General features: G+C 66.8%; 26 protein-coding genes and 1 pseudogene. 13 read left to right on the top strand and 14 right to left on the bottom strand.

Going from position 1 to position 24073, the window contains the following annotated elements; translation table 11 throughout:
* The first annotated feature begins 110 nt into the window (after positions 1–110).
* Positions 111–1505 carry an amino acid permease gene (locus tag P3102_RS20705; protein WP_276360998.1) on the top strand — a complete coding sequence of 465 codons (1395 nt, stop codon included), beginning with the start codon at positions 111–113 and terminating at the stop codon, positions 1503–1505.
* Between the two features lie 428 nt (positions 1506–1933).
* The gene (locus P3102_RS20700; RefSeq protein ID WP_276360997.1) at positions 1934–2290 is read left to right on the top strand and encodes a hypothetical protein; all 357 of its coding nucleotides are present in this window, start codon (positions 1934–1936) and stop codon (positions 2288–2290) included.
* A gap of 355 nt (positions 2291–2645) precedes the next feature.
* Here the strand turns inward: P3102_RS20700 and P3102_RS20695 are convergent, their stop codons facing one another.
* A complete protein-coding gene (locus P3102_RS20695) occupies positions 2646–4118 on the bottom strand; it encodes an MFS transporter (protein ID WP_276360996.1) in 1473 nt (490 codons plus the stop codon).
* Between the two features lie 87 nt (positions 4119–4205).
* Between P3102_RS20695 and P3102_RS20690 the strand changes: the two genes are divergently transcribed.
* Positions 4206–4541: a helix-turn-helix domain-containing protein gene (locus tag P3102_RS20690; protein WP_276360994.1), complete on the top strand. Its 336-nt coding sequence runs from the start codon at positions 4206–4208 to the stop codon at positions 4539–4541.
* Between the two features lie 702 nt (positions 4542–5243).
* Here P3102_RS20690 and P3102_RS20685 read toward each other — a convergent pair.
* A complete protein-coding gene (locus P3102_RS20685) occupies positions 5244–5756 on the bottom strand; it encodes a MarR family winged helix-turn-helix transcriptional regulator (protein WP_276360993.1) in 513 nt (170 codons plus the stop codon).
* Between the two features lie 68 nt (positions 5757–5824).
* Between P3102_RS20685 and P3102_RS20680 the strand changes: the two genes are divergently transcribed.
* On the top strand, positions 5825–6211 hold the full coding sequence (locus tag P3102_RS20680; protein ID WP_276360991.1) for a tautomerase family protein: 387 nt from the start codon (positions 5825–5827) through the stop codon (positions 6209–6211).
* 584 nt (positions 6212–6795) lie between these two features.
* Here the strand turns inward: P3102_RS20680 and P3102_RS20675 are convergent.
* Together P3102_RS20675 and P3102_RS20670 are read right to left on the bottom strand one after the other, a co-directional pair.
* Positions 6796–7437 carry a hypothetical protein gene (locus P3102_RS20675; RefSeq protein WP_276360990.1) on the bottom strand — a complete coding sequence of 214 codons (642 nt, stop codon included), beginning with the start codon at positions 7435–7437 and terminating at the stop codon, positions 6796–6798.
* A gap of 948 nt (positions 7438–8385) precedes the next feature.
* Positions 8386–9840 carry a hypothetical protein gene (locus tag P3102_RS20670; protein WP_276360989.1) on the bottom strand — a complete coding sequence of 485 codons (1455 nt, stop codon included), beginning with the start codon at positions 9838–9840 and terminating at the stop codon, positions 8386–8388.
* 241 nt (positions 9841–10081) lie between these two features.
* On the opposite strand from P3102_RS20670, the gene P3102_RS20665 reads away from it, so the two are divergent.
* Together P3102_RS20665 and P3102_RS20660 are read left to right on the top strand one after the other, a co-directional pair.
* A complete protein-coding gene (locus P3102_RS20665; protein WP_276360988.1) occupies positions 10082–11281 on the top strand; it encodes a histidine kinase in 1200 nt (399 codons plus the stop codon).
* The gene (locus P3102_RS20660; protein WP_276360986.1) at positions 11278–11937 is read left to right on the top strand and encodes a response regulator transcription factor; all 660 of its coding nucleotides are present in this window, start codon (positions 11278–11280) and stop codon (positions 11935–11937) included. Before P3102_RS20665 ends, P3102_RS20660 begins: the two co-directional genes overlap by 4 nt.
* A gap of 286 nt (positions 11938–12223) precedes the next feature.
* Here P3102_RS20660 and P3102_RS20655 read toward each other — a convergent pair whose 3' ends face one another.
* The 6 genes from P3102_RS20655 to P3102_RS20630 form a co-directional block, all read right to left on the bottom strand.
* Entirely contained in the window at positions 12224–12415 is a 192-nt protein-coding gene (locus P3102_RS20655; protein ID WP_276360985.1) for a hypothetical protein, read from the bottom strand.
* Between the two features lie 86 nt (positions 12416–12501).
* Positions 12502–12780 carry a hypothetical protein gene (locus P3102_RS20650; protein WP_276360984.1) on the bottom strand — a complete coding sequence of 93 codons (279 nt, stop codon included), beginning with the start codon at positions 12778–12780 and terminating at the stop codon, positions 12502–12504.
* Positions 12781–12901: 121 nt separating this feature from the next.
* Complete coding sequence (locus tag P3102_RS20645; protein ID WP_276360983.1) at positions 12902–13108, bottom strand: hypothetical protein; 207 nt, start codon at positions 13106–13108, stop codon at positions 12902–12904.
* A 304-nt stretch (positions 13109–13412) separates the two neighbouring features.
* Positions 13413–13601, bottom strand: coding sequence for a hypothetical protein (locus P3102_RS20640; protein ID WP_276360982.1), 189 nt, complete (start codon positions 13599–13601; stop codon positions 13413–13415).
* Between the two features lie 97 nt (positions 13602–13698).
* The gene (locus P3102_RS20635; protein WP_276360981.1) at positions 13699–13821 is read right to left on the bottom strand and encodes a hypothetical protein; all 123 of its coding nucleotides are present in this window, start codon (positions 13819–13821) and stop codon (positions 13699–13701) included.
* Positions 13822–13869: 48 nt separating this feature from the next.
* A complete protein-coding gene (locus P3102_RS20630; protein ID WP_346660136.1) occupies positions 13870–14724 on the bottom strand; it encodes a LysR family transcriptional regulator in 855 nt (284 codons plus the stop codon).
* A gap of 84 nt (positions 14725–14808) precedes the next feature.
* Here P3102_RS20630 and P3102_RS20625 point away from each other — a divergent pair, with 84 nt between their 5' ends.
* Positions 14809–15687 (top strand): TIGR03564 family F420-dependent LLM class oxidoreductase, encoded by an 879-nt coding sequence (locus tag P3102_RS20625; RefSeq protein ID WP_276360979.1) that lies wholly within the window; start codon positions 14809–14811, stop codon positions 15685–15687.
* 482 nt (positions 15688–16169) lie between these two features.
* On the opposite strand, the pseudogene P3102_RS20620 reads toward P3102_RS20625, so the two are convergent.
* Positions 16170–16455 (bottom strand): annotated as a pseudogene (locus tag P3102_RS20620) (hypothetical protein); the annotation flags it as partial.
* On the opposite strand from P3102_RS20620, the gene P3102_RS20615 reads away from it, so the two are divergent.
* Both P3102_RS20615 and P3102_RS20610 read left to right on the top strand, forming a co-directional pair.
* On the top strand, positions 16453–17043 hold the full coding sequence (locus tag P3102_RS20615) for a TauD/TfdA family dioxygenase (protein WP_276360978.1): 591 nt from the start codon (positions 16453–16455) through the stop codon (positions 17041–17043). The pseudogene P3102_RS20620 and the gene P3102_RS20615 overlap by 3 nt on opposite strands.
* A 110-nt stretch (positions 17044–17153) precedes the next feature.
* On the top strand, positions 17154–17378 hold the full coding sequence (locus P3102_RS20610; RefSeq protein WP_276360977.1) for a TauD/TfdA family dioxygenase: 225 nt from the start codon (positions 17154–17156) through the stop codon (positions 17376–17378).
* Between the two features lies 1 nt (position 17379).
* On the opposite strand, the gene P3102_RS20605 is transcribed toward P3102_RS20610, so the two are convergent.
* Together P3102_RS20605 and P3102_RS20600 are read right to left on the bottom strand one after the other, a co-directional pair.
* The gene (locus tag P3102_RS20605) at positions 17380–17862 is read right to left on the bottom strand and encodes an OsmC family protein (protein ID WP_276360976.1); all 483 of its coding nucleotides are present in this window, start codon (positions 17860–17862) and stop codon (positions 17380–17382) included.
* Positions 17859–18494 (bottom strand): GntR family transcriptional regulator, encoded by a 636-nt coding sequence (locus P3102_RS20600; RefSeq protein WP_276360974.1) that lies wholly within the window; start codon positions 18492–18494, stop codon positions 17859–17861. Before P3102_RS20600 ends, P3102_RS20605 begins: the two co-directional genes overlap by 4 nt.
* Before the next feature lie 1124 nt (positions 18495–19618).
* On the opposite strand from P3102_RS20600, the gene P3102_RS20595 reads away from it, so the two are divergent.
* From P3102_RS20595 to P3102_RS20580, 4 genes are read left to right on the top strand one after another with little or no spacing between them, the layout of a single operon-like run.
* Positions 19619–20188 carry a MauE/DoxX family redox-associated membrane protein gene (locus P3102_RS20595; protein WP_276360973.1) on the top strand — a complete coding sequence of 190 codons (570 nt, stop codon included), beginning with the start codon at positions 19619–19621 and terminating at the stop codon, positions 20186–20188.
* Between the two features lies 1 nt (position 20189).
* On the top strand, positions 20190–20744 hold the full coding sequence (locus tag P3102_RS20590; protein WP_276360972.1) for a TlpA disulfide reductase family protein: 555 nt from the start codon (positions 20190–20192) through the stop codon (positions 20742–20744).
* Positions 20741–22576, top strand: coding sequence for an ABC transporter ATP-binding protein (locus P3102_RS20585; RefSeq protein ID WP_276360970.1), 1836 nt, complete (start codon positions 20741–20743; stop codon positions 22574–22576). Before P3102_RS20590 ends, P3102_RS20585 begins: the two co-directional genes overlap by 4 nt.
* On the top strand, positions 22573–23040 hold the full coding sequence (locus P3102_RS20580) for a S26 family signal peptidase (RefSeq protein WP_276360969.1): 468 nt from the start codon (positions 22573–22575) through the stop codon (positions 23038–23040). Before P3102_RS20585 ends, P3102_RS20580 begins: the two co-directional genes overlap by 4 nt.
* Here the strand turns inward: P3102_RS20580 and P3102_RS20575 are convergent.
* Entirely contained in the window at positions 23029–23931 is a 903-nt protein-coding gene (locus P3102_RS20575) for an IS5 family transposase (protein ID WP_276360968.1), read from the bottom strand. The two genes, P3102_RS20580 and P3102_RS20575, sit on opposite strands and share 12 nt — an antisense overlap.
* Positions 23932–24073 lie beyond the last annotated feature (142 nt).

Below are 24073 nucleotides of genomic sequence, written 5' to 3'. Positions count from 1 at the left end.
TCAGAGGACTCAGCAAGATGTCTCTTCTTGGATCTCACTTGGGATATTGACTGGGATACTGCCACGTGGTGTCCTGTCCCGTGCCACGGGGTTGCCACAGCATCGGCGCTGTGGTCACCGCGAAAGGAAAGGGCAAACAGATGACCAATACGGACTACGGTCTCAAGCAGGGCCTGCGCAACCGGCACGTCACCATGATTGCGTTGGGCGGCATCATCGGCGCCGGCCTGTTCGTCGGCTCGGGATCGGTGATCGCCGCGGCGGGCCCCGCAGCCTTCATCTCGTATCTCCTCGCCGGCCTCGTCGTCGTACTGGCGATGCGCATGCTGGGCGAAATGGCGGTGGCGAACCCGTCTACCGGTTCGTTCGTCGACTACTCCCGTAAAGCCCTCGGCGAATGGGCAGGTTTCTGTTCCGGCTGGCTGTACTGGTATGTCTGGGTGATCGTCGTCGGATTCGAGGCGGTCGCCGGCGCGGCGATCGTGCAGTATTGGATCGACCTGCCGCTCTGGGTGCTCAGTCTAGTGCTCATGAGCGCCCTGACGATTTCGAACCTGGTTTCCGTCACGTCATTCGGGGAATTCGAATTCTGGTTCGCCGGAATCAAGGTCGCCGCGATCGCCGTGTTCATCGTACTTGCCGGGGCCTTCGCTGTGGGACTGTGGCCAGGGCATTCGCTCGACTTCAGCAACCTCACCAGCCACGGCGGCTTCCTGCCGAACGGTGTGCCGTCGCTGTTCAGCGCAATCGTCGTGGTCATGTTCGCCATGATGGGCCCAGAGATCGCGACCATCGCAGCCGCCGAGTCCACGGACCCGGTCTTCTCGGTGAGCAAAGCGACCAAATCCGTGATCTACCGGCTCATCGTGTTCTACGTTGGAGCCATCTTCCTGCTCGCGGTCATTGTGCCTTGGAATTCGATCAAGCCAGGCGAATCTCCGTTTGTCGCCGCGATGAACGTGCTCGGAATCCCCTACGCGGCGAATGTCATGAACGGCCTCATTCTCGTCGCCGTGCTCTCCTGCATGAATTCCGCCATCTTCACCTCGTCCAGGATGTTGTTCGTGCTCGCTCGCCGGAACGAGGCCCCGTCCTGGCTGGTCAAGCTGAACAAGCGCAAGGTTCCGGCGCGGGCGATCCTGGTCTCCACGTTCGTCGGGTTCCTGTCGGTCATCGCCGCCGCGATCTCGCCGGACACAGTCTTCCTCTTTCTGCTGAACTCCTCCGGCGCCCTGATTCTTTTCGTCTACCTCCTGATGTGCATCTCGCAGATCATCCTCCGCCGCCGAACACCGGAGAAGGATCTGACCCTGAAGATGTGGTTCTTCCCCTGGCTTTCGATCCTGACCGTCGTCGCGATCACGATGATCTTGGTGCTGATCGGGCTCGGCGCGGAAACCCGGTCACAGCTCTTCCTGGGCCTTGCCGCCTGGGCGGCGACCTTCGCTGTTTTCCTGATCCGCCGCCGGATACTGCGCTCCCGCGCGGGCACTGCGCTGCCGTAGCGCATCCGCTGACAAAACGGTCCCGTGGCGGGGATCGTGAAGATCACCACGACACTAGGTGACGGTGCGCTAGACGCTGAACACCCGACGCCGACGACCCCCAACCTGCTGCAGCTTCCCGGCGGCCACGACGTCCCGGCCGCCGGGAAGCCCTGATGAAGACCATCGCCGATCCGGTGTTCAGGCCCAGAACGTGTCCTCGCGTGACGCCGTCGACGGTGAGGCCGGCGATCCGGGCCGGTGTCCGGCCGTAGAGGAGGACGAGCAAACCGGCGACGCGGTCACAACCTGGCCGCGTCCCTGATCCACCTTGGCCTTGCAACGGCACACCCCGCGTGACCGATGCGGCACCATAACCAGCTACGCGCGGGAGATCACCCGGCACAACCGGCGATAGCCCCCAAGCCGCGGGCGACAAGGTTGGGGCGATGTCGGAGCTGGTGTCCCTAGTGGACAAGTTCGGGCGGGACAACGTGGCGGTGGAGCTGGTCGATCACTCCCTGCCTCTGGATTCGACCTACAACGACACCCTGGCCGCGATGGCGGAGGCGGCAGGGGTGGTGACGGTGGCGACGAACAACGTCGACTACGCCCACCCCGGCCGCGGTCCGCTTGGTGACGGGTGGCCGCGGTCCGCGCCCGGAGGTCGCTGGAGGAGATGGAAGTCTGACTTCCCGCAGCGCACATGGCGTTTGTGCGTTCCGGCGCCGAGCAGGCCGAACCACCGCCACTGCGGCGTACCCAACACCCTGCGTCCGGCGTCGATTCACGACGGCTCATCATGACGTACTCGGTCGCACCAGACGATCGCGCGCGAGAAATGCCACGAGTTCGAGACTGATGTTGAGTGACGTCGCCGTGAGACAACCGAGAAACCGCAGGTCATTCAAGATCGACATGTCGGGTGGGGCTGAGTATCTGCACTGATTTCGTAATCTTGTCGTACGCACGTCGTATGCGACGTCGCGATGAGATTCTATCCGGCGCAGATTGTCTCGCTCGGGCCTCGGGGACAGCCGCTGGGCTGTCTGGGTGCAGCACCCTGGCTCCCGCCAGCGAGAATTTGCTTAAGAAGTAGTGCCGACCCTGGCAATGCTCTCTCGATTGTCGCGCTCCCAGAGCCCGGACGGGGAGGGCGGCTCAGGAATGTGTCGTGCCCGTGGGTGAGTCGGTGGGCTGGGCCCGCGGCCGGGCGCCTTCCCCTGGCTCGGACTTCACCAGCCACAGCCCGGTGAACACGGCGCAGGCCATGGTGACGGCGCCGGCCGCGACAAAGGCGCTGGTGAGACCAGCCTCGAAGGACGCGCCACCGGATTCCCGTGCGCGGACGATGGCTCCGAGCACAGCCACGCCGAGCACCGCGCCGATCTGCCGGGTGGTGCTGCTGATGCCCGAGGCGAGGCCCCCCTCCTGCGGGCTGACCGCCTGGATGGCGGCGCCGGTCAGCGGCGACATGGTCAGGGCGAAGCCGATCCCGACGGTGGTCAGCCGCCACCACACGTTTTCGTAGGCGGTGCCGGCATGCGTGAAGCCCAGCGCCAGCAGCCCTATCCCGGCCAGCGCCAGGCCGACGGTGACCACGATCCGGAATCCGTACCTGGCGGCGAGCCGGCCCGCGAACGGGCTGACCACGACCATGGCGAGAGAGACCGGCAGGGTTTGCAGGCCCGCGCGCAGAATCGAACTGCCCTGGACGTAAACGAAGAATTGGGAGAAGAAGAAGGCTGAACCCATCAAGCCGAATCCCACCACGACCATGGCCGTGTTGGACACCGTGAACAGTCGCTGCCGGAACAGCCGCAACGGCAGCATCGGCGTCGAACGACGTCCTTCGACGGCGACGAAGACGGTGCCCACCACCACAGCGGCGGCGAAGCTGCCGAGGATCACCGGGGAGGTCCAGCCGAGAGAACCGCCCTCGATCAGCCCGTAGGTCAGCGCCCCCACGCCAAGGACCGACAGCACCGTTCCAGGTGTGTCGATCGTCGGTGCGCTGGGGTTACGGGACTCACCCAGGATGCGCAGGCCGGCCAGCAACAGGACCGCGCCGATGGGCGCATTGACGAAAAAGATGGCTGGCCACCCGAAAGCATCCACCAGCAGGCCGCCTGCCACCGGCCCGGCGGCAAGGCCGATTCCGCTGAATCCGGCCCACAGCCCGATCGCCTTTACTCGTTCCTGCGGAACGGGATACGCGGCGACGAGCAGCGCCAGCGAGGCGGGGCTCAGTGCCGCGGCCCCGATGCCCTGCAGCACCCGGCCGGAGATCAGCCAGCCGATCGAGGGCGCGACAGCGCACAGCACGGACGCGATGGTGAACACCGCGACCCCGGCCAGGAACACCCGCTTGCGGCCGAGGCGGTCGGCGAAGACGCCGCCGGACAACAACAGCATGGCGACCAGCAGCACGTAGGCGTCGACGATCCATTGCAGACCGGTCAGCTGGGTGTGTAACCGCTGCTGCATGTCGGGCAACGCCGCACCGACGATGGTGCTGTCGAGCAGCACCATGAACTGCCCCAGACAGGTCACCGTGAGCAACGCCGCCCCGCTCGCCTGCTTCCCTCCTGGCACCGCCGAGCCGGCCTTCGTCACATCGTCGTGTGTGGTCAACGCCGTTCCTTCCCGAGCAAGACGCGAATATTGCCTCAAGATAGTTCGATAATCCCGAATTGTCGAATAGTACGGTATCGTGAAGCCATGCGACCGTTACCCCAGCCCGCGCGCGAGTCATTGACGCTCGCGCCGGTTTTGCACGCGCTCGGCGATCAGGTGCGCCTGGAGTTGGTACGGCGGGCCGTCGCCGATCCCGAGTCGACCTGCGCCGCTCTCGCCGACGGTTTGGCGGTGCCGATGTCGACGCTGTCCAACCACTGGCGGATCCTGCGCGAGGCGGGGCTGATCACCATGACCGTGGACGGCAGGCATCGCCGGATCCGGGTCCGCGCCGACGAGCTGCGTGACCGCTTCCCGGATCTGCTCGACCCGATCCTGCACCTCGCCGCGACGGAGTCAGAGAGCAGTGGCCTGCCGTGACGTCGTCCCTCGACGTCCAGGACGGCCTACGTCAGTCTTGGCCGGACGGGGTTGTGATCATCGTCCTTCCAGTACTGCAACGGCAGTTGGCTGCCGCCCCAGGAGCGACCAGCCGGCGCCGTTCGGCCGGAGTGAGCCCCGCCCATCTCACGCGGCGGCCGTTGACCCGCCCTCCGCGCGAATCGACTTCGGTGACCAGCAGCGCACCCTCGCGGCCTCCCGGACGCCAGTCCGATCCGTCGGTGAACGCCGGCCACTCCAGCCGCAAGTACTGGTGCGGCTCGGCCAGAGCGTCATAGCTGATCCACGTCGTAAGTGGCTTGCCACCTTCAGCCACTCCCTCCGGCACCGGGAACGGAATCGGCAGCTCGGTCCGACGAGCGGGCAACGGCGGAATCTCCGGTTCGAGAACGCCCGCAACCGCAGGCCGGCCGCGACGGCGAGATGCCCGCCGCTGGTTAGGTAAACAGACAAGCTGTCGCAGTTGTCGACGTCCTGAGTTGTTTGCTCAGTCGTGTACGGATGACCGTGCCCAAACGTCCTCGTTCGAACATCGCCTTGCTGGTGAAGCCGGTGAGTCAAACCCCGCGAACGTCCCCTCATGCCGACGTGAGTACGCGCTCCGTGGTCGGGTGGCATCTTCTGGTATCGAGTCGGGGTCCTGCTTGCTCGAGCAGCGATGTGGTGAAGGGGCGGTTCTCGTCATGTGACTGGTGGGAGCATCCGGTCGACGTCGGCGGGTTCTCCGGTTGTTGCGGCTCGGTCGGACGCGTCGGAGAAGGCGGTTTCGTAGGCGAGCAGGGTGTCGACGAAGGTTCGTCGTTGTGCGGGTGTCAGTGGCGAGAGGGCTCGGCGCCAGGCGTGCGCACCGGGTGAGAGCCACTCGGAGATGGCCGGGCGGCTACCGGGGCTGATGTCGACGATGCGCCGGCGCCGGTCGGCCTCGTCCTCACGCCGTTCCAGGACCCCTTTGCGACTCAGGTCACTCACGATCAGGCTCACGGTGGTCGGGGCGACGTCCAGTTTCCCGGCCAGCTGGGAGACGGTCAGCGGACCGTCGAGCAGCAGCAGGGAAAGCAACGAGAGATGCCTGGGGGCCAGGTCGAACGACCGCAGCTGCCCGGGCACCGGCAGTCGCTTGACCCGGCCGACCAGCCGTGGCATCAGCAGCAACAGTTCCCGAACGGCGTCGTCCGTGGCATCGGGCGTTGACATGCTCCAACCTCGCCTACTACCTTTGTTCGCAAAGGTTATTTGCCTTCAAATGTGATTCTGGGGGCATCATGCCGCATCTGACCGTGCACGTCCTTGAAGACGACCTGGTCGGTCGAGAGGCCGAGTTGATCGAGGCACTGACTGACGCGGTCGTCGCGGTGTACGGGGACTGGGCGCGGGACATCGTGGTCGTGCGCTTGATCGGTCTGCCGGCGAGTCGATGGGGCATCGGCGGCAAGCCGGCGCCGTCGCCGGCGCCGAGTGTGTTGTTCGGTATCAAGGAGGCCGCGTTCAGCCGGCCGGACGCGGAGGACATCGTCGCTCGGCTGGTGTCCGGAGTGACCGACGCGATCGTGGCCGTATTCGGTGAATCCGTCCGATCCGGTGTGAATGTCGAACTAGTGGGTTCACCGGCCGGTCGTAGCGGCATCGGCGGTGTTGTGGTCACGTCGTAGACCAGCCACGAGTCGCAAAAAACAGCGCGAGGCGAACGATCCCACGAACCGCGCACTCATGCCGCTGACCGGTCGATCGTGAACGTGGGCTCTATCGCTAACGCGAGGGCGCTTCGGCAGGATGACGGCATGGCAGCGCACAGGTACATGCCAATGCGTGAGCCACGTGTCGCGTCGCGCTGCCAAGTGGGCACTGGCCCTGGCGGGCGCCGCGGTGCTGTTCGGCGGGCTTGCCTGGGCCGCCGGCGGCCCAAACCACCTCCGAGGAGAGCATCGTCCCCACTCATCGGACGGTGCTGGATTTCTTGGTAGCTCTCCGTTTCAAGTGCCTGCCCAGAAATCGGTCAGGATCACTCCGGTGAAGCCGAACAGCGAGACCACTTACCACTGCGGCGCCATCCTGACCAGGACATCAGGGGCCAGGAAGATCAACACTGTGACGCCCGCCAGCTCGTCGCGTGACGCCGCCAGCTCCTGCTCAGCTGCATGGAGCGACGTCCGCGATTGGGCGATGCTGCGCCGGGAGAGCACTCCGCCGGATTTCGTTGCTCAACGGCACACCAGTTGAGCCGACCGGGGCGTCGTCATCCGGACGGTCGTCGCCTGGTTCCCGGGCGTACGAGCAGGAACACATTGATGCCCGCCACCAGCGCCAGCCCCGCGAGTGTCAGCCAGAAGCCCCACCCGGCGGCGACCACTTCGTCCGCTCTGCCCACCACGTCGATGCCCTGTGCCTGGGGAAGGTATTGCGCGGATTCCGCGGTCTCTTCCGCCAGCGACACCCACTGGCTGACCAGCGCGAACTCAGTGACCGCCAACAGCACGGCCGCCACCGACGCGACCACCGCCGTGACAAGCGCCCGCAGGCGCCGAACCTGGATGAGCGCGATCAGCAGACCAAGACTCATGACGACTACCGTTGCGATGCCGAACACTCGCACCACGGACCGTGGCGACGCCTCGCGCGCCATGCCCGCATTCCCCGCGGGAGACAGCTCGAAAATTCCACTGGCCGAGTAGCCGGGATCATCGCCGAGGACCAGATCAGCACCCGTCACCGACACATTGATGGCCCCCGTTTGCCCCGGACGGCTCACAGGCACCGAACACGACGCCGTGGCCATGGGCAGCACCAGGAACAACAACAGCACGAGCAGCAAGCCGGTCGGCCCGGCGTACACCTGAATTCGCTTAACCTCGCCCGACGCGCCTTCCGCCATAGCCATGCAGACGCACGCTAGTGCATGCCCGCACTCCTATCCGCAACTCGGCAGCAACCGGCCAACTCGATGGTCACACCCGCGTGTCGCCCTGGGTGAAGGTGAGCAGCTCGTGCCCGCACCGGATTTCGGTCGAGCTCGGCTCTGCAGCACCTGGCGCTCCGTCGCGTCGCGTGCGAGCACGGCACCAGGCTGGCCTACGAGCTGTCGAACTGCTGGCAGGGCACGCTCAGCTCGTATCTGAATGGCGGGCGGGATCTCATCGGCGGCCGCCGAACGCCGTCGGTAGGCGCGAAACCCAAGCAGGGAAAGAAAAACGCAAGCCGAAGCGGAAGTGATCCGAGCATGTTGCCGACAGATCGGGTCGTGCTGGTCGACCTGGAAAACGTGGTGGGGTTCCGGCCCAAGCGACGAGCCCTGCGCACCCGGATGACCGCGCTGCTCGACGCCGCCGGGCCGTGGCACCACGCCGTCGCCGCCTACGCCTGCATCGAGGACGCCGACGACGCCACCGCCTCCACCCTGGCGGCGCTCGGTGTCGCGCCCCTGCGCGTCACGCCCGGACCCGGCGACCGATTTGTCGCCCAGACGGGCCAGCTCGACGGCACGCTGACGAAACTCAGGCGGGTGTGGTGCAGGCACCAGAACATTCTCCCTGGCGACCGGCGGTCACCTCAGGTGAGGTGTCCGGACAACCGGGGGAAGCTCACAGCGGAGACAGCTGAAACGTTTCGCGTGCCCGGAGGAACTCGATCAGATCGAGGAGGCCACAGCCGCGGTCGAGCATCCGGTCGACCGTGCTCACCCGGGAGTCCATTGTGCCCAGCCTCGTTGTGGGAGAAAGACTTCGAGGTCAGGTACGTCACTGGTCTTCTCGATGCTGATCACCAGGCCATCGCGCCACTGGTCAGGTGGCACGGCGACGGCGGGGCCGGGGATGATGACCGGCGCCGGTCATCGGGTGGTGTTCGGGTGGTGGATGTTGAGGTCGCCGTAGGCCTCGAACACGCTGGACAGGTCGGTGGAGACGCCTCGGAGAACGGTGTTGAGGAAGGCGAGAGTGGCCGCGGTGACGACACGTGAGCTTTCGGTGCGGCCCAGGGAACCGACTATCGACGGCACCGGCGGCAGGTACAGTGGTCCGTCCGTGAACGTGAGGTGGGCCGCGCCGGGGATGGTGAGCCGATAGCTCGTCGCCATACTGCGCTCGAGCACCTCGGTGAGGCGGGGCAAGTAGCGCGGGTCGGTGTCCGGGGTGATGGCCTGGGTGAGCGCGAGCGCGGGCCGGTCCAGGGCGGGCGATACCGGGCCGTGCGGGTAGCCGTCCAGATCGATGACGGCCGTGAACCGGCGGTCCTGCCGGACGGCCTGCAAGGCAGCGGCGCCCCCCAGGGAGTGACCGGCCGCGGCGACCCGGCCGGTGTCCAGGCGTCCGGTCAGCGGGTCGGCGCCGTCAGCCCGGTCCAGATCGGCCAGCCGGGTGAGGACGGAGATGAGGTCTGCGGCCCGCACCGCGGTCCAGCCGGCCGCGAGTTCCTCGTCCCTTTCCCGGTCGCCGCTGGAGACGGTCTCGGTGGTGATCGTCCGGCCGTCGGCGAGGACGACGGCGGCGGAGTCGTACGGGTGGTCGAGGGCGGCGACCACGTAGCCGTGGCTGGCCAGCTCCTCTGCCCACGCCGTGTTCTGGGTGCGAACTCCGCTGGATCCGGGGGAGAACAGCACGATCGGGAACCGTCCTCCTTCACGGGCGACCGGGGCGCCGAAGACCGAACGGGTGCGGGCACGCGGAATGTCGTCCAAGAGAAACCCTGGCAGGCCGGTTGCGCGGGCGAGGGCTTCGGAGACGGTGCGTGCTTCGTCCTCCGTGCGTCCGAGGTACGGGGCCTGCGGTGTGTTAGTGGGACTCTTCTGGGCGGGGTACCAAAGCTGGACCACGACAGTGCGCCGGTCGAGCGGATCGGCGGTGAAGGTCTCGGGGCGGAGCGAGTCGGTCCACTGCAGCATGCGGGTACCGACCGCGAATGCCCCCGAGGGAACGGGGAACACGGGGACGGGAAAGGCCCAGGCGGCCACGGCGCCCGCGGTGATCAGCCCGGCACAGGCCATCGATCCCGGCAAAGCGAGCCACCAGCGGGTCCGTCGTACCGGCCGGCCGGTACGACGTCGCAACGAGGAGGAGAAGGCGAACGGCGCCGCGAGGACGGCGCCTGCCAGTACCGGCAGCATCTGCCAGCGGATCCCCGTCGCGGTCAGCGTGATCGCGGACGCCAGGAGTACCGCCCCCGCCGCGGTCGTGGCACGGGAGCGGGCGGCCGGCGGAAGCCAGCGCGCCATCACCAGCGCGACGGCACCGAGCAAGGCAAGGATTTCCAGGAGGGACAGGTCCAGTCCCGTGATGATCTCGGTCACCCGGCCATCGTCGTTGCCGGGTGGGCACGACCACATCGCTCCCGGGTCGTCAGCACGGGCTACCGGGAGCGCAATCCGCAGCACGTGCTGTGCGACGGGAGTGGCAAGCAAGGTAGGTGGATCGACGGCTCGGTTGCGACCGCAGGAGGTAGTGGAACTCCTCCTCAGGTCGCAATCCGGCCGGACGCGGTCAGACGCCGGGCTCATGTGCGTGGCGGTGCCCGCGGCCTACGATCACCCGGTGCGCTCCGCGAGAACAGCCTTCTGGCCGGTGCAACTGGCGAAATCCGCCTGGCGCCGAGCTTCCCTGCTGCCGCCGGCGGTGCGGAGTTCGCTGCTGCCGTCGCTGCTCCTGCTCAACGTCGTGACCACCCGGCCGCTGCGGGAACTGCCGGTGGCCGTGACCTTGACCGTCGTTCTCCTGCTGCCCCTGATGTGGCGGCACCGGGCTCCACGTACGGTGTTCGCCACCGTGGCGGCCGCGGCCTCGGTCCAGTGGCTACTGGACGTCCAGCTACCGGCGGACATCGCCCTGCTGGTGGCGCTGTACACGGTGGCCGTGCGCGCGGGCCTGCGCGATACCTTGGTGGCCGGGGCAGTTCTGGAGGTCGGGGGGCTGCTGGCTTGCCTGCGCTGGGCCACCGACGGCGCGTTCCTCACCCCGTTCGTCGCGGTCACCGCGATGATCGTCGCGGTTGGTGTCCTCGGTGTGCATGTGCGGATCAACCGTGCCTACCTCGCGGCCGTCGAGGAACGCGCCGTGCGCTTGGAGCGGGACCACGATCAGCAGGCGCGGGTGGCTGTCGCCGAAGAGCGGACCCGGATCACCCGGGAGATGCACGACATCGTCACCCACAACCTGTCGGTCATGGTCGCGCTCACCGACGCCGCCGTCTACGCACAGCACCGGTCGCCCGGCAAGGCGACCACCGCGATGCTCCGGATCTCCGAGACGGGCAGGCAGGCCTTGACCGACATGCGGCGTTCCCTGGGCGTTCTGCGCGCCGGCGAGCCGGACGCGCTGCGCCACCCGTTGCCCGGGATCGCCCAGCTGACGACCCTTGCCGACCAGATGTGCGCCGCCGGACTGCCGACCCGTATCGACATCCACGGCGGTCACGCCCACGTACCCGCCACCGCGCAACTGGCCGTCTACCGCCTGGTCCAGGAAGCCGTGACCAACACCCTCAAGCACACCCCCGCCGGCACTCAGGCGAAGGTCCGGATCGAGTGCTCGACCGAGTCCCTCACCGTGGACGTCACCGACACTGGACCCCGCCCGCCATCCCTCGCCGCCGGCCGGTCCGGCCACGGCATCACCGGCATGCGAGAGCGCGCGGCCGCCTACGGGGGGACGTTGCGGGCCGGGCCGCTCCCGGACGGTGGCTGGGGCGTCCACACCCGCCTGTTCCTCGTCGGCAGCGAGGCGGTGTCCGCGTGACGATCCGCGTCCTGATCGCCGACGACGAAGCGCTGCTCCGCTTGGCCTTCAGCACGGTTCTGGAAGCCCAGCCAGACATGGCGGCGGTCGGCGAAGCCGAAGACGGCGCCCAAGCCATCCGCCTCGCCCGGGAACTGCGTCCCGACATAGTTCTCATGGACGTCCGGATGCCCGGGACCGACGGGATCGAGGCGACCCGGCGGATCGTCAGGAGCTGCCCGCGAACCCGGGTGCTGATCCTCACCACCTTCGACCTCGACGAGTACGCCTTCGCCGGGCTCAAGGCGGGAGCCTCGGGTTTCCTGCTGAAGAACACCCGGCCCGAGGAACTGCTCACCGCGATCCGCCACATTGCCGTGGGCGACGCGGTAATCTCTCCGCGGATCACCCATCGTCTGCTGGTGAAGTTCCGCCCGCACATTCCGGAGGGTGGCACCGAACGCGACGAGCGGCTGAGCCGGCTCAGCGCTCGTGAGCACGAGGTGCTCGTCCAAGTGGGCGCCGGTCTGTCCAACTCCGAAATCGCGGCGACCCTGTACCTCGCGGAGGCGACCGTGAAGTCGCACCTGGGACGGATCCTGCAAAAACTCGAACTCCGCGACCGGATCCAGGCCGTGATCTTCGCCTATGAAAGCCGCCTGATCCACCCCACGTGAGGTCACCGCAACCCCGGCCTCGGTGGGCAGGGGCCGGCTCCGCGAACGACGAGGGTCGGGAATGGGTGCTGGGCAGCGTGGTTTACAACGACGCGGCAGAGGCGCGGAACTCGGACGGCGCGGCGCCGATCGGTTCACGGAAGCTGAAGTCGGGTCAGAACGGCAGATGGCACCCAAAGGAGTGGGGATGCCCTGGTCCTGGGCGGATCGGAGCCTCGCGTCCCCGACGAGGGACCTCCGAACTCACGGTTATGTCTCACGAGGCCCGTGTGCCGTTGGCCGGGTACTACACCTGACCGGCGGCGAAACGGAATTCCGGCGGGGCCAGAATAGGCCCCATCACCGGATCTTCTTTCCGCAGCTCGATTTTCACGGCCGGCGATTCACTCCAGCATTCCAGGACACGCCCGATCCGAGTGCCGACGTCGGCGAACGGTATCGGCGGCAAATAGCCTTGACCCGAGGCCGGGGTATCCATGTCTCCGGAGAGTGGAATACCTGTCTTGGACGATCGGGGGTAGCAGACGACATCGATCGAGGAGACGTCATCGGACGTCGAACACGTCATGGCCGCCATCGTGTCCGACGACATCGGGCGCCCAGCGGCCCGGTCAGCGCCATGTGTGAAGCCTTCGCGACGCAAACGGGCCCGGGCATGGCCCCGGCGTCGACGGCGGCGGCGAGCAGTGGAACACAGCGGGTACGAAACTCGGCGGGAGCGTGCTGGGCGATCAACCACGCCGCATGCGCGGCCGCCGAGCCCACCAGGTCTGTGCCGGACCAGCCGAGACGGTCGAGGACAGCCTCCAGAAAGTCGGTGTTGTCCGCGTCGGCCTCATTCATCCGCTTCCACTGCTACGGCGTGGGAGACCGGGGAACCAGCTTCTGGCGGCGGCCCGGACTATCTCGGCGCGACGCAGCAGTTCATGACGCAGTACCGCCGGCTCAGCCACGCCGATGTCCCTCAGCCATCGGCGACGACTCTCGCCGAGCCGGCTCGCAGCTCGGCTTCGACGATAAGCGTTGCTGGCTCGCCAGATTTCAGAGCGGTCTCGAGGCGTGTGCGGATGTTTCCGAAGCCGTTGCGGCGCAACAGCTCGGACCACATGTCGGGCTCGAGCGACCACCGGAAAATCCATACGGGTTCCTCGGCGAACGCGGCGCCGTACATTCCATGAATTCCGTAGGCTCCGGGAACCGGGGGAGCATGGGAGAACACCAGCTTTCCACCCGGTGCCAGGCGGTCACGGATGAGCGGCAGTAGTACCGCGGAGTCGAGAAACCAGAGCGGCCCCAGGTTCGTGGTAGCCGAGCGTCCGGTGGAAGTGCTGGGCGGCATTGCGTGTGCGTGTCGTGGTCAGTTCCGGTCGTACACAACCCCATTTCCGTGACATGTCCTCGGCGGCGGTCAGCAGCATGCTCGCTACCCCGGTGCGCAGTCGGTGCCGGGCGACCACAAATCCTGGCGCCAGCGCTCAGCGCTCCCCGGCGACGTCGAGGACGTCGTCAACGAGCCGATCAGCGGCGTCCCGGCGCCCGAGCCCGAGCGCACACTCGGCCATGGCGTTGCGCCGCTGCGGATCATTCAGCAGCGGCGCCACCGCGTCCCGCAGGTCCGCCGCGTTGACGACGTTGCCGAGCAGCGCGGCCCCCTCGCCGAGCATAGTTGTCCACTCAGGACCGTCGATGGGGTCATGCCGACGAAGACGGCGTCAGCGTGGAAGCGGACGGGGTGGAAGTGGCCGTGGTCCTGGTCGTGCATCAGGTCAGCACCGTAGCCGCGTGCTCGGCTTCGAGAGCGGCGAAGCGTTCGTCGGCGTGCCTGACGTTGTCTCGTGCCGCAGTGAGTTTGTTCTGCAGCTCGGTGTTCTCGTTTGTCAGCACGCGAACTTGTTTCCTCAGGTGGCTGTTGTCATTGACGACGCGAGTGGGTCAGGCGTCTTCGAAGGCGGCCGTGATGGCGTGTGTGCACTGGCGTGGTATGTCGTCGTCCGGGGTGAGGATGTTGCCGGTGATGGTGATCGGCGGGAGCAGCGGCAGAGAGCGGACGCGCGTGGAGCCGATGGCGGCTACCTCGGTGGCGGGCATCAGCGCCCAACTCCCCGGATCCGAGCCGACTTCCACGATGGTGTCCTGTGCGGTGCCCACCGGTCGGCCGAAGCGGGTGCCAGTGCTGCCCAGCGCCGCGGTGACGGCTTCGTGCAGTGGCGGGTCCGAAGGGGCTCGCAGCACGTGATCGGCCAGTTCGGCGACGGTGACGCTGCCGCGCTCCGCGACCGGGTGCCGGGCGGAGACCACCGCGTGCAGCGGCTCCGACCACACCGGCAGCACCCGCACCCCGGGCGCCGACACCGGGCCCCGCACCAGCGCCAGATCCAGTTCGCCGCGCCGCAGGGCGTGGACACGCTCGATCACCGGAAGGTCCACCAGCACCAGGTCGAACCCCGGGTTCAGCTCGCGCAGCGCATCGATGCCGCGTTCGAGCCGGGCGGTGAGGCCGGCCGCGGTGCCGATCCGCACGAGGTCGCTCGGCTCGTGCACCACCGCGCGCACGTGTTCGGCCGCGGCGAGGGTTTCCCTGGCGGCGGCGAGCACGCGACGCCCGGACTCGGTCAGCCGGACCGTGCGCGAAGTGCGGTCGAACAGCCGCGTGCCCAGCTCCCGTTCGAGCCGGGCGACCTGCTGGCTGACCGCGGGCTGCACGATCCTCAGCCGTTCGGCCGCGCGCCCGAAGTGCAGTTCCTCGGCGACCGCGACGAAGTACCGCAACGCCCGCAGCTCCATCATCCCTCCCCATCGATCACCACATGTTATCGCTGCACGGGCGAAGTGGATCTCGCTCGACCGCGGGTTTCACGCTGGACTGGGCGTATGCGGATCGGACAACTCCTCGTCACCTCCGGCGCGTTCACCGCCGCCGACCTCACCGCGGAAGCCGCGAAGGCCAAGGCCCGCGGTTACCACAGCGCGTGGACCAATCAGCAGCCCGGCGGCTGGGACCCCATCGCCGTGCTGGCCGCCATGCCGGACTCCCCGCCGGAACTGGGCACCGCGGTGGTGCCGACCTACCCGCGCCACCCGGTGGTGATGGCCACCGAGGCGCTGACCGCGCAGGCGCTCACCGGCGGCAGGTTCACCCTGGGGATTGGCCCCAGCCACGAATGGGTGATGACCGGCCAGTTCGGACTGCCCTACGAGGCGCCCGCACGTCACACCCGTGAGTACCTGGAGGTCCTGCGCCCGCTGCTGCGTGGTGAGCATGTCAAGTACTCGGGCCGGTTCTTCACCATCGACACGCAACTGGCGATCACCGCACCCGAGCCGCCGGTGCTGGTCGCCGCGCTCGGCCCGCGCATGCTGGAGGTGACCCGCGAACTGGCTGACGGCACCATCGGCCTGTGGCTCCAGCCGCGCCTGGTCGCCGACTACCTGGTGCCGCGGCTCGGTGACGGTGCACGAGTGGTGATGTCGGTGCCCGTTTCGGTCACCACCGATCCCGACGGCGTGCGCGAGAACTTCGCCCGTGACCTCGCCATCGTCAACGAGTTGCCCGCCTATCGCGCGGCACTCGATCGCGGCGGGCTGTCCGGACCGGGGGACACGGTGGTCGCCGGGGACGAGGAGGCCGTGGCCGCCGAACTGCGCCGGTACGCCGACGCGGGTGTGACCGATTTGATCGCCGCTCCGGCGGGCGATCCGCAGGAGCGGCAACGAGCACTGGACCTGGTGCCCGAGGTGTTCCCCGGGTAGCGGCCCCGATACATCGGTATCCACGCACCTGGTGCTCAACTCGCCGGGGACCTCTTGCGGCCGCGCGCCCTGTGTCGCCACCATCTCCGCGAAATCTCCAGTGGTGGCAAGACCACCGAGTTCGACACCAAGCCAGACGGTCGTCGTGCCGCCGGTCGTGGTCACCAGCGCGGCATGAAGGTGGAAGAGGTCCACGGCAACGGGTGGCCGGCGCGGTGGTGTCCAGATGTCCTTGACGCTGGCTGGAGTTCCGCCATGGGCTATACGGCACACGTCCTTCGAGTGATGATCGCGACTTCCGATCACCGAGGCGCGTGATGCGTGCAACGCGAATGGGTCCGGATGCAGACGAGAGGCATGCCGTTCGAATGACCCACTCCGATTGGCTTCCGGGCAGCCTGACTGTCCACTCGGAATTTCTGGGCCGTTTCCGGCAACCGGTCCTGACCGGCACGAACGGCCGGTACGGCGGAGGGGGTGCTTCAAGCTCGCACGTGAGCCTGAACGTTCCCTCCGGGACCCGCCTGGCGGGCTGGTCGTGCCACCCATCGCCGGCCGGTTTCGGGGAGGGTGGAGATCGGGTCGTAGTCGGGGTAGCGCTGTTGCAGGGCTTCGTCGGCGTTGGCGACGTTGTCCCTGTCTACGCTGGTCAGGTAGTTCTTGGTCCAGTAGGGATGCCGAGTTCGCGATCGTGGTCGGCGAGCTGGTGGACCCGGCGCTTCCCGACGTAGGGCAGACAATGGGCGGGGTGGCGTAGCCGGGCAGATGCCGTCGACTGGCCCGGCCGTGATCCTGGCGGACGACGTCCGGCCGCCCGATCTGATGGAGCACCTGGATCGGCATCGGCTCGGTGTGCGTGATCTCGTCGTCGAACGGGGTGCTGTGTTGTTTCGCGGATTCGAGGTCGGGTCGGCGGCGCGGTTCCACGCCGTCGCTCGCGCCTTCATGCCCGAGCTTGTCTCCTATGTGCACGGAAACTCTCCTCGGCGCCGGGTGACCGACCGGGTGTACACCTCGACCGAATATCCGAGTGAGTACCCCATCACGTTGCACAACGAATTGTCCTACACCAAGTCTCCACCTTCTTACCTCATGTTCTGCTGCCTCGTTCCCGCCGCCGTCGGCGGGGAAACCCTCATGGCGGACGGACGACGTCTACTCGAGGAGGTGACCAGGCAGGTGAGAACCTGTTTCCTGGCACGAACCATCAGGTACACGCAGAACCTGCCCGATGGTGCCGGGTTCGGGAAGTCGTGGCAGGACACCTTCGAGACGGAAGACGCCGAACAGGTTATGCGACTCCTGCGAGAAGGCGGGGCCGAGTTCGTGTGGAAGCCCGACGGGGGTTGCGGGTGACGCATATCCGGAACGCCGTCGCGGCGCATCCGGTCACCGGGGAGCCGGTCTGGTTCAACTAGGCCGACCAGTGGCACTGGTCCAATTTGGACGAATCCAGCCGGGCGGCGATGTTGAATGTGTTCGCAGAGGACGATCTGCCCATCAACGCGTCGTTCGGGGACGGGAGTGCCATCGATCCCGCGGATCTGGACGGGATCCGCCGCGTCTGCCACGAGCTGGCCCGGCCGGTTCGCTGGCAGCCCGGTGACGTCCTCGTCATCGACAACTGGCTCACGATGCACGGCCGGGCCGCCTATACCGGCCCACGGCAGGTGCTCGTCGCGATGGCGTGACTCAGGACGTGGTCGGCGACAGCCTGGCACACGCTGTTGTCGGCTCATGGCGGACTGGAAAGTTCACCGAATTCGCGATGAAGCACGTGTCGTGCGCCTGCTTGTGCAACCCCTCGGCCCGCTCGATCGCAGCTGCGTCGGCGACGGTTACCACCGGCCGCAGCACGACCTCGGTGAACCGGCCGCCGTTGCCTGGCGTTTCCCGCATCACACCGCTGGCGGCGTCGATGTAGCCGGTCACCCCGATGCCGGCCTGAGCGCACAATGCCAGGAAAGTGAGCATGTGGCACTCCGACAGAGAGGCGACCAGCAACTCCTCCGGATTCCACCGCTCGGGCGTGCCACGGAACGAAGGGTCGGCGCTGCCTTTCAACACCGGCTTGCCCTCCGCCACCACGTCATGGCCCCGCTCGTAATCGCGGTAGCCAGCCCCGGTGTCGCCGGTCCAGCGCACTGTGACCCGATAGTCGTGTTGCCTGCTCACGCTTTTTCTCCTTGCTTGGTAAGAACGGACATCGTGGAGAGGACGTGTTCACGGGCGTGAGCGGCAGCCTGCTGCGGATCACCGGCCGTGATCGCTTCGATCAACCAACGGTGCTCGTCGTCTACACGGACCGGCCTGGCAGGCGAGGTCAGCGAGGCTCGTGTTGAAATGGTGATCTGATCCCAGATTCGGTCCAGAACCGCTGACGCTGTCGGGTTGTCCGCGAGCGTCGCGATGCACTGATGGAACGCCTGATTGTGTCGGACACCTGCGGCCAGGTCTCCGCGTTGTGTGGCTTGACCAGCCAGATCAGCGTGTTCGACGAGCCGGAGAAGGCTCGCTGGAGACAGCTCACCGTCCCGCTGCCGGCATGCGGCCAACTCCGCGGTCAACTCCTCCATGCAGGCGCGCACGAGGTAGGCGTCCCGCAGTGCCTTGGCGTCCAGCTCAACCACGGTGACACCGCGCCGCGCGGCCTGCACCAGGCCGTCACTCTCCAGTCGCCGCAACGCTTCCCGAACTGGCGTGCGGCTGACGCCGAGCCGTTCGCACAGCTCCACTTCGGCGACCGGCTGCCCGGCGGGATACGTGCCCAGCACGATCAAATGACGGACCGCCTCGTAAACGTCCATGCATGCAATGTATACAACCTATCCGTCGAAGGGAAGCGGTGTTGTCGGCTCGAACGAGCCGGCCGTCCTGTGCCGGCCCTCTCGCCCGCGGCCGGTGTAGGTGGCCCGGATCCACTAGCGGTTCTCGGACGGGAAACCGGTGAGCGGCCTGGGAGGAATCCGATACTGAGCGAGGAACTGGTCGCCGCCTCTGGCGGGTACCCGAGTCCGGCAGCGCCGCCGCGTCCTCTGTGGGGAATATTGCCAGGCTGGACAGAAGCTTGTTCGGACAGCGGCGCGGAGTGCGGAGATGGCAGCGCTGCCGGCGTGCCGCGACGATCTCACTTGAAATGGTGTGGTCTCGGCGGTGGGCGGTTGAGCCTGGAGCAGCCGTAGTTGCGTGGTGGCTTTGAGCCCGGCACCTGAATACAACGGCGCCGGGCGAGGTATCACTGCGATATGAACTCGTGTCCCGGTCTGGCCAGACCGGCGGTGATGCGATTTCGAATCTGCGTAATGTTGCTTCGCGTATCGCTCCAGCCGCTTGTGCGCCACGCCAATAGGGGCGTGCTCGATGACACGTCCGCATCGTGCAAAGCGCGGCATAACCGCTGGTCAGGTCGTGTTTGAGTCGCTCGGTCTGCATAATTTTCTTTCCGTCCGAGGCGGGGAACGGGGTTTACCCAGTCGTGCTGCAGGCTGTGCTGCGGTGCCGTTGAAGCGGACCGGCGTGCCGCGAATGACTGGTCAATCGCCATTCTGGCGGCTAGCTTGCTTATCTTGATGCTGCGAGTTTCTGGCGGCTAGCCATCTTTCCCCATGGCAATGTGTCGAGGTGAGCATGGTTGAGCTTCGCGTCCTGCTGACACGTCATTGCCATCCCTCTATCCGACGACCCCCCCAGGAGTGATACATGTCCACGATGTTCGCAGCCCTTGCCGACCGCATGGTGACTCTGGTCCTCCCGAAGGTTCGAGCGGGGGCGTGTCCCTGCGGTGACAGCTATGTGCGGACGTGCCCGTCCATGCCGTGTAACCCGGCTACCGGAATGCGGATGCTTCAGCAGTGCTGGACCAGCTGCAACTGTCAGACCACGACCTGCAGCAGCACGTGTTTCTCGTCCGGCAGCTTCTGCTAGGCATGCGATGACCGCCGTGCCGATCGGGGCCACCGCACTACTTGCCGTCGTATTCGGCACGTCGGTGATCACGAGAACTCGGAGTTCCGCCACCCGTCGCGCATTCGTCGCGTCGTTGCGGCAGTGGCGCGTGTTGCCGGAACCTCTTGTGGTTCCCGTGGCATTCGTTGTCACTGCCGCCGAGTGTGTCGTCGTCCTCTGCCTGATGTTCACAACAGCCACCAGTGCCATGGGGCGATCAGGGGTGGTCGGCACCATCGCCCTGACGGGCAGCGTGGTCCTGCTTACAGGATTCACCGGGGGGATGGCGTTGTCGATGCGACGCGGAACGGGTGGGTCCTGCCGCTGTTTCGGCGACGAGGAGCGGCCGTTGCGTCTCCGGCACCTGATCCGTAATGGCGTGCTGATCGTGGTGGCGCTGGCGGGCTTGGTCGGGACATCGGGGATGTCATCCGGCGACGGCCTGCTTGCCGCCGGCGTCGGTGCCCTGGGCGGCTTGGTCGCTGTGCACCTCGACAACCTAGTCGACCTGTTCGTCACCAGCCCGACGGTCGGGCGCTCATCTTCGGAGAACTGACATGCCCTACCTCACCGCTGGCCTGATTCTCGTCGGGCTGATCGGAGTGACGAACCTGTTGTTCACCTTCGGTGTCATCCGGCGACTGCGGGAGCACACGACACTGCTTGCGCGCGGTGTCGGCAGTGAACCGATGCTCGTGATGCGCGCCGCGGGCGAATTCACCGATGACTTCACCGTTACCACTGTGGATGGTGACCAGGTCGGGCGTGATCTCGTCACCAAGCGAACACTGGTGGGATTCTTCACGCCGACCTGCCCATCCTGCCGGGAACAGCTGCCGGACTTCACTGCCTTCGCGGAGGGATGGTCGGGTGGTCGGCGACAAGTGCTGGCGGTCGTCGTGTCGAGCGACGATGCAGCGGCCGTGCCGATCGTCGAGGCGCTCATGCCGGTCGCACGTGTCGTGCGAGAAGACGATGGTGGCGTGCTGACGTCCGCGTTCGGCGTGCGGGGATTCCCCGCTTTCGCCGTGCTGGACGCCGGTGGGGCGTTGCACGTCAGTGGAAGCGCTCTTGCCGCTGTCTCCGACGTGGCGAACACGGCCACCGCGTGACCTCCGAGCCGCCCGAGGGAGGCCTGCGGAGGCTGACGCGTGCGCTGAGGTTCACCGTCAGTGCCGCGCCGGGCTGGCTGAGCGCGCATCTCGTCACGACAGTCGCAGCGGCCACATTCCCTGTCGTCTCGGTCGTGCTTCTCAAAACAGTCCTCGACCGGATCCAGGCGGGTAACGAGCTTGTCTGGCCTGTCGCTGGGCTTGTGCTGGCGGGTTTGGGGACCGCGGTCATACCGCTGTTCGGGCGCTACGTCCGCGGGCAGTTCGACCGGCAGCTCAGCCGCACCGCGCAAGCGGCTTTGTATGTCGCTACCGATCGGCTCGCCGGACTCCGCAGACTGGAGGACCCCCGGTTCCGCGACCACCTGCACCTCGCGCAGTTGTCGGGTGGCTCCGCACCGGGTGCTGTGGTCAATAGCTCGGTCACGGTAGTCAGCACCTGCGTTACCCTCGGGGGATTCCTCGCGGTGTTGTCAGCCGTGAATCCCGGGATGGCGTTCGTCGCGCTGCTCAGCGTGGTACCGGCGATGATTGCGGAACTGACGCTATCCCGTTCCCGCAGTCAGACCGAATGGCAGCTCAGCCCCCGACAGCGCAAGGAGTTCTTCTACGCCGACTTGCTCACGAATTTGCCGGCGGCCAAAGAGCTGCGCCTGCTCGGGCTGGGAAGCCTTTTCCGGAAGCGAATGCTCAGCGAACTGAGCGTGATCGACAGTGCCGCTCGCAGGCTTGACGGCCGAGAATTACGCATCCAGCTGACGCTGGGGGCGCTGTCGGCGGCCACCGCTGGGGCGGGGCTCTGGTGGGCAGTGGGCGCGGCGGTAGCCGGCAAGCTCTCGATCGGCGACGTGTCAGCGTTCGTCGCGGCACTCGCCGGACTCCAAGCGGGTTTGTCCACCGTGGTCGGCGGCCTGGTCGACGCGCACCATGCCCTCCTGGTCTACAGGCACTACCTCGCCATTGTCGACGCGGAACCAGACTTGCCACTGGCCCCTGATCCTCGCCCACTGCCGCGACTGCGGCACAGTATCGAGGTGCGCGATGTCTGGTTCCGCTACGGGGAGAACACCGACTGGGTGCTTCGCGGGATGAACCTGGTGCTGCGCCACGGCACCGCAACGGCACTCGTCGGTCTCAACGGCGCGGGAAAGAGCACGTTGGTGAAGCTGTTGTGTCGCTTCTACGATCCAGATCGGGGCCGTATCCTGTGGGACGGTGTAGATATCCGTGAGTTCCGGCCAGAGGACCTGCGGGCCCGGCTCAGTGTCGTCTTCCAGGACTACGTGAGCTACGAATTGACGGCGGGGGAGAACATCGGTGTCGGCGACCTCGCCCTGCTCGCCGATGATGCCGCCATCCACTCCGCAGCAGGCCGCGCGGGTGTCGACTCGATGATCGAGGCCCTGCCGCGCGGCTACCGCACGTTGCTGTCCAGATCATTTGCCGACCCGGAGGCTGATGCCGATGCCAGCCACGTGAGTACGGGCACCGACGGAGTGCTGCTGTCCGGTGGCCAGTGGCAGCGGATCGCGCTCGCGCGCGCGTATCTCCGCGGTGACCGGGACTTGCTCATTCTGGACGAGCCGAGTTCCGGCCTTGATGCTCTCGCTGAGCACGAGATCCACCGGAGCCTGCGGACCTATCGCACGGGCGCGACGAGCGTTCTGATTTCCCATCGTCTCGGGACTGTGCGCGATGCGGACCACATCGTGGTGCTCGCGGACGGTCACATCGTCGAACAAGGCACTCACGACAGCCTACGAACTGGTGGTGGTGTCTACGCACGACTGTTCCAGCTTCAGGCCGAAGGCTACCGGGGGGCGCTGCCATGAGGACGTTCGTGCTCGTCTCTACGCTACTGCTGCTGGTGCTGCGCAGGACCTTCATAGTGGTCACTGTCGAGGGCGACAGCATGCGACCTACGTACCCTCCAGGCCAGCGTCTTCTGGTGCGCCGCTGCCGCACCGTGACCAGAGGCCGGGTCGCGGTGATAGCCATGCCCGATCCGCAGGTACCAGGTGACCCGGCATGGCTGGTCAAACGCGTCGCCGCCGTCAGCGGCGACCCCGTGCCCCCACAGGTGTACCCGACCACCGATGCCACGGTACCCCCGCGGCAGCTGCTTCTGCTCGGGGACAACACCAGGCTCAGTTTCGACTCACGACGTATTGGCTATTTTCCGGTGACCGCCCTCCTGGGCGTCGTCGTCTACCCACTCGGCACGGTGACCAGGTATGGCTCCGGCGTTAAGCAGCACACGCATGGGTTCGACCTAGGGCGTGTTTCAATGGCGTAGCCATTCGTTGATGGCTGCGATGTGGATGGTTGCTTCGTAGCGGACGGCGAGTTTGTCGAATCGTGTGGCCACGCTTCGGTTGCGTTTGAGCCGGTTGATGCCGCACTCGACCGCATGCCGCTGCTTGTGGATCTGTGGGTCGAACACTGGTGGCCGGCCACCAGCCCGGCCGCGGTTGCGGCGATGCCGGACCTGGTCAGAGGGTTGCGGGATCGTGCACGCGATCCCGCGCCGCCGCAGATAGGCCCGGTTCGCGCGGGAACTGTAGGCCTTGTCCGCCAGGACACGATCCGGCCGGGTCCGGGCTCGCCCACCATCAGCACGCGCGACCCGGACCCTGGCCAGCACCGCCTCGAACTGCGGCGAATCACCACATTGACCGGCGGTCACCGGCAACGACAACGGTTTCTGGTTTTGCTCGGTGGCCAGATGCGGCTTGGTCGTCCAGCCTCCCCGCGACCGGCCCAACGCGTGGTCGGCGGGTTCGGGCTCGCCGATACCACCTGGCGGTTCTTTCTGCAGTTCGCTGTCGATGCGGGCTCCTGCTGCGTGCTGGTGCGCCCGGTTGATCGTGGAATCCACGCTCACCTCCCGGGTGATCAGCCCGGCGGCGTCGGCCCGGGTCTGCAGCGCCGCCAAGATCAGCGCCCGCACACCAGCACGCTGCCAGCGCCGGAAAAGGCCATAGACGGTTTGCCGGCAGCCATACATCGGTGGGACGTCACGCCACGGGGAACCGACACGAACCCGCCAGCGGATACCGTCCAAGAGCTGGCGTTTGGTCCACAAGGGTGGGCGGCCGGGTTTCTTACCGACGGGCAGCAGCGGCTCCAGGATCGCCCACTGCGCGTCGGTCAGGTCGGCTCGCCCCGTCGCCGCTAGGCTGGACACGAGGTCTCCGGTGTTCTGGATCAGCTTGGTCGTTGATCGGTCTACCGGAGACCTCGTCTATGCGATCTATGACACGCCATGCTGACAACGCAACTCAAGAACATCCCTGGTCAGCACATCGAAAACAGGCCCTAGCGGTGGC

This window comes from Amycolatopsis sp. QT-25 (genome assembly GCF_029369745.1).
Classification (GTDB): Bacteria; Actinomycetota; Actinomycetes; order Mycobacteriales; family Pseudonocardiaceae; genus Amycolatopsis.
The sequence above is the reverse complement of the archived record's forward strand: the minus strand, read 5'-3'. Positions and strand labels throughout refer to the sequence as shown.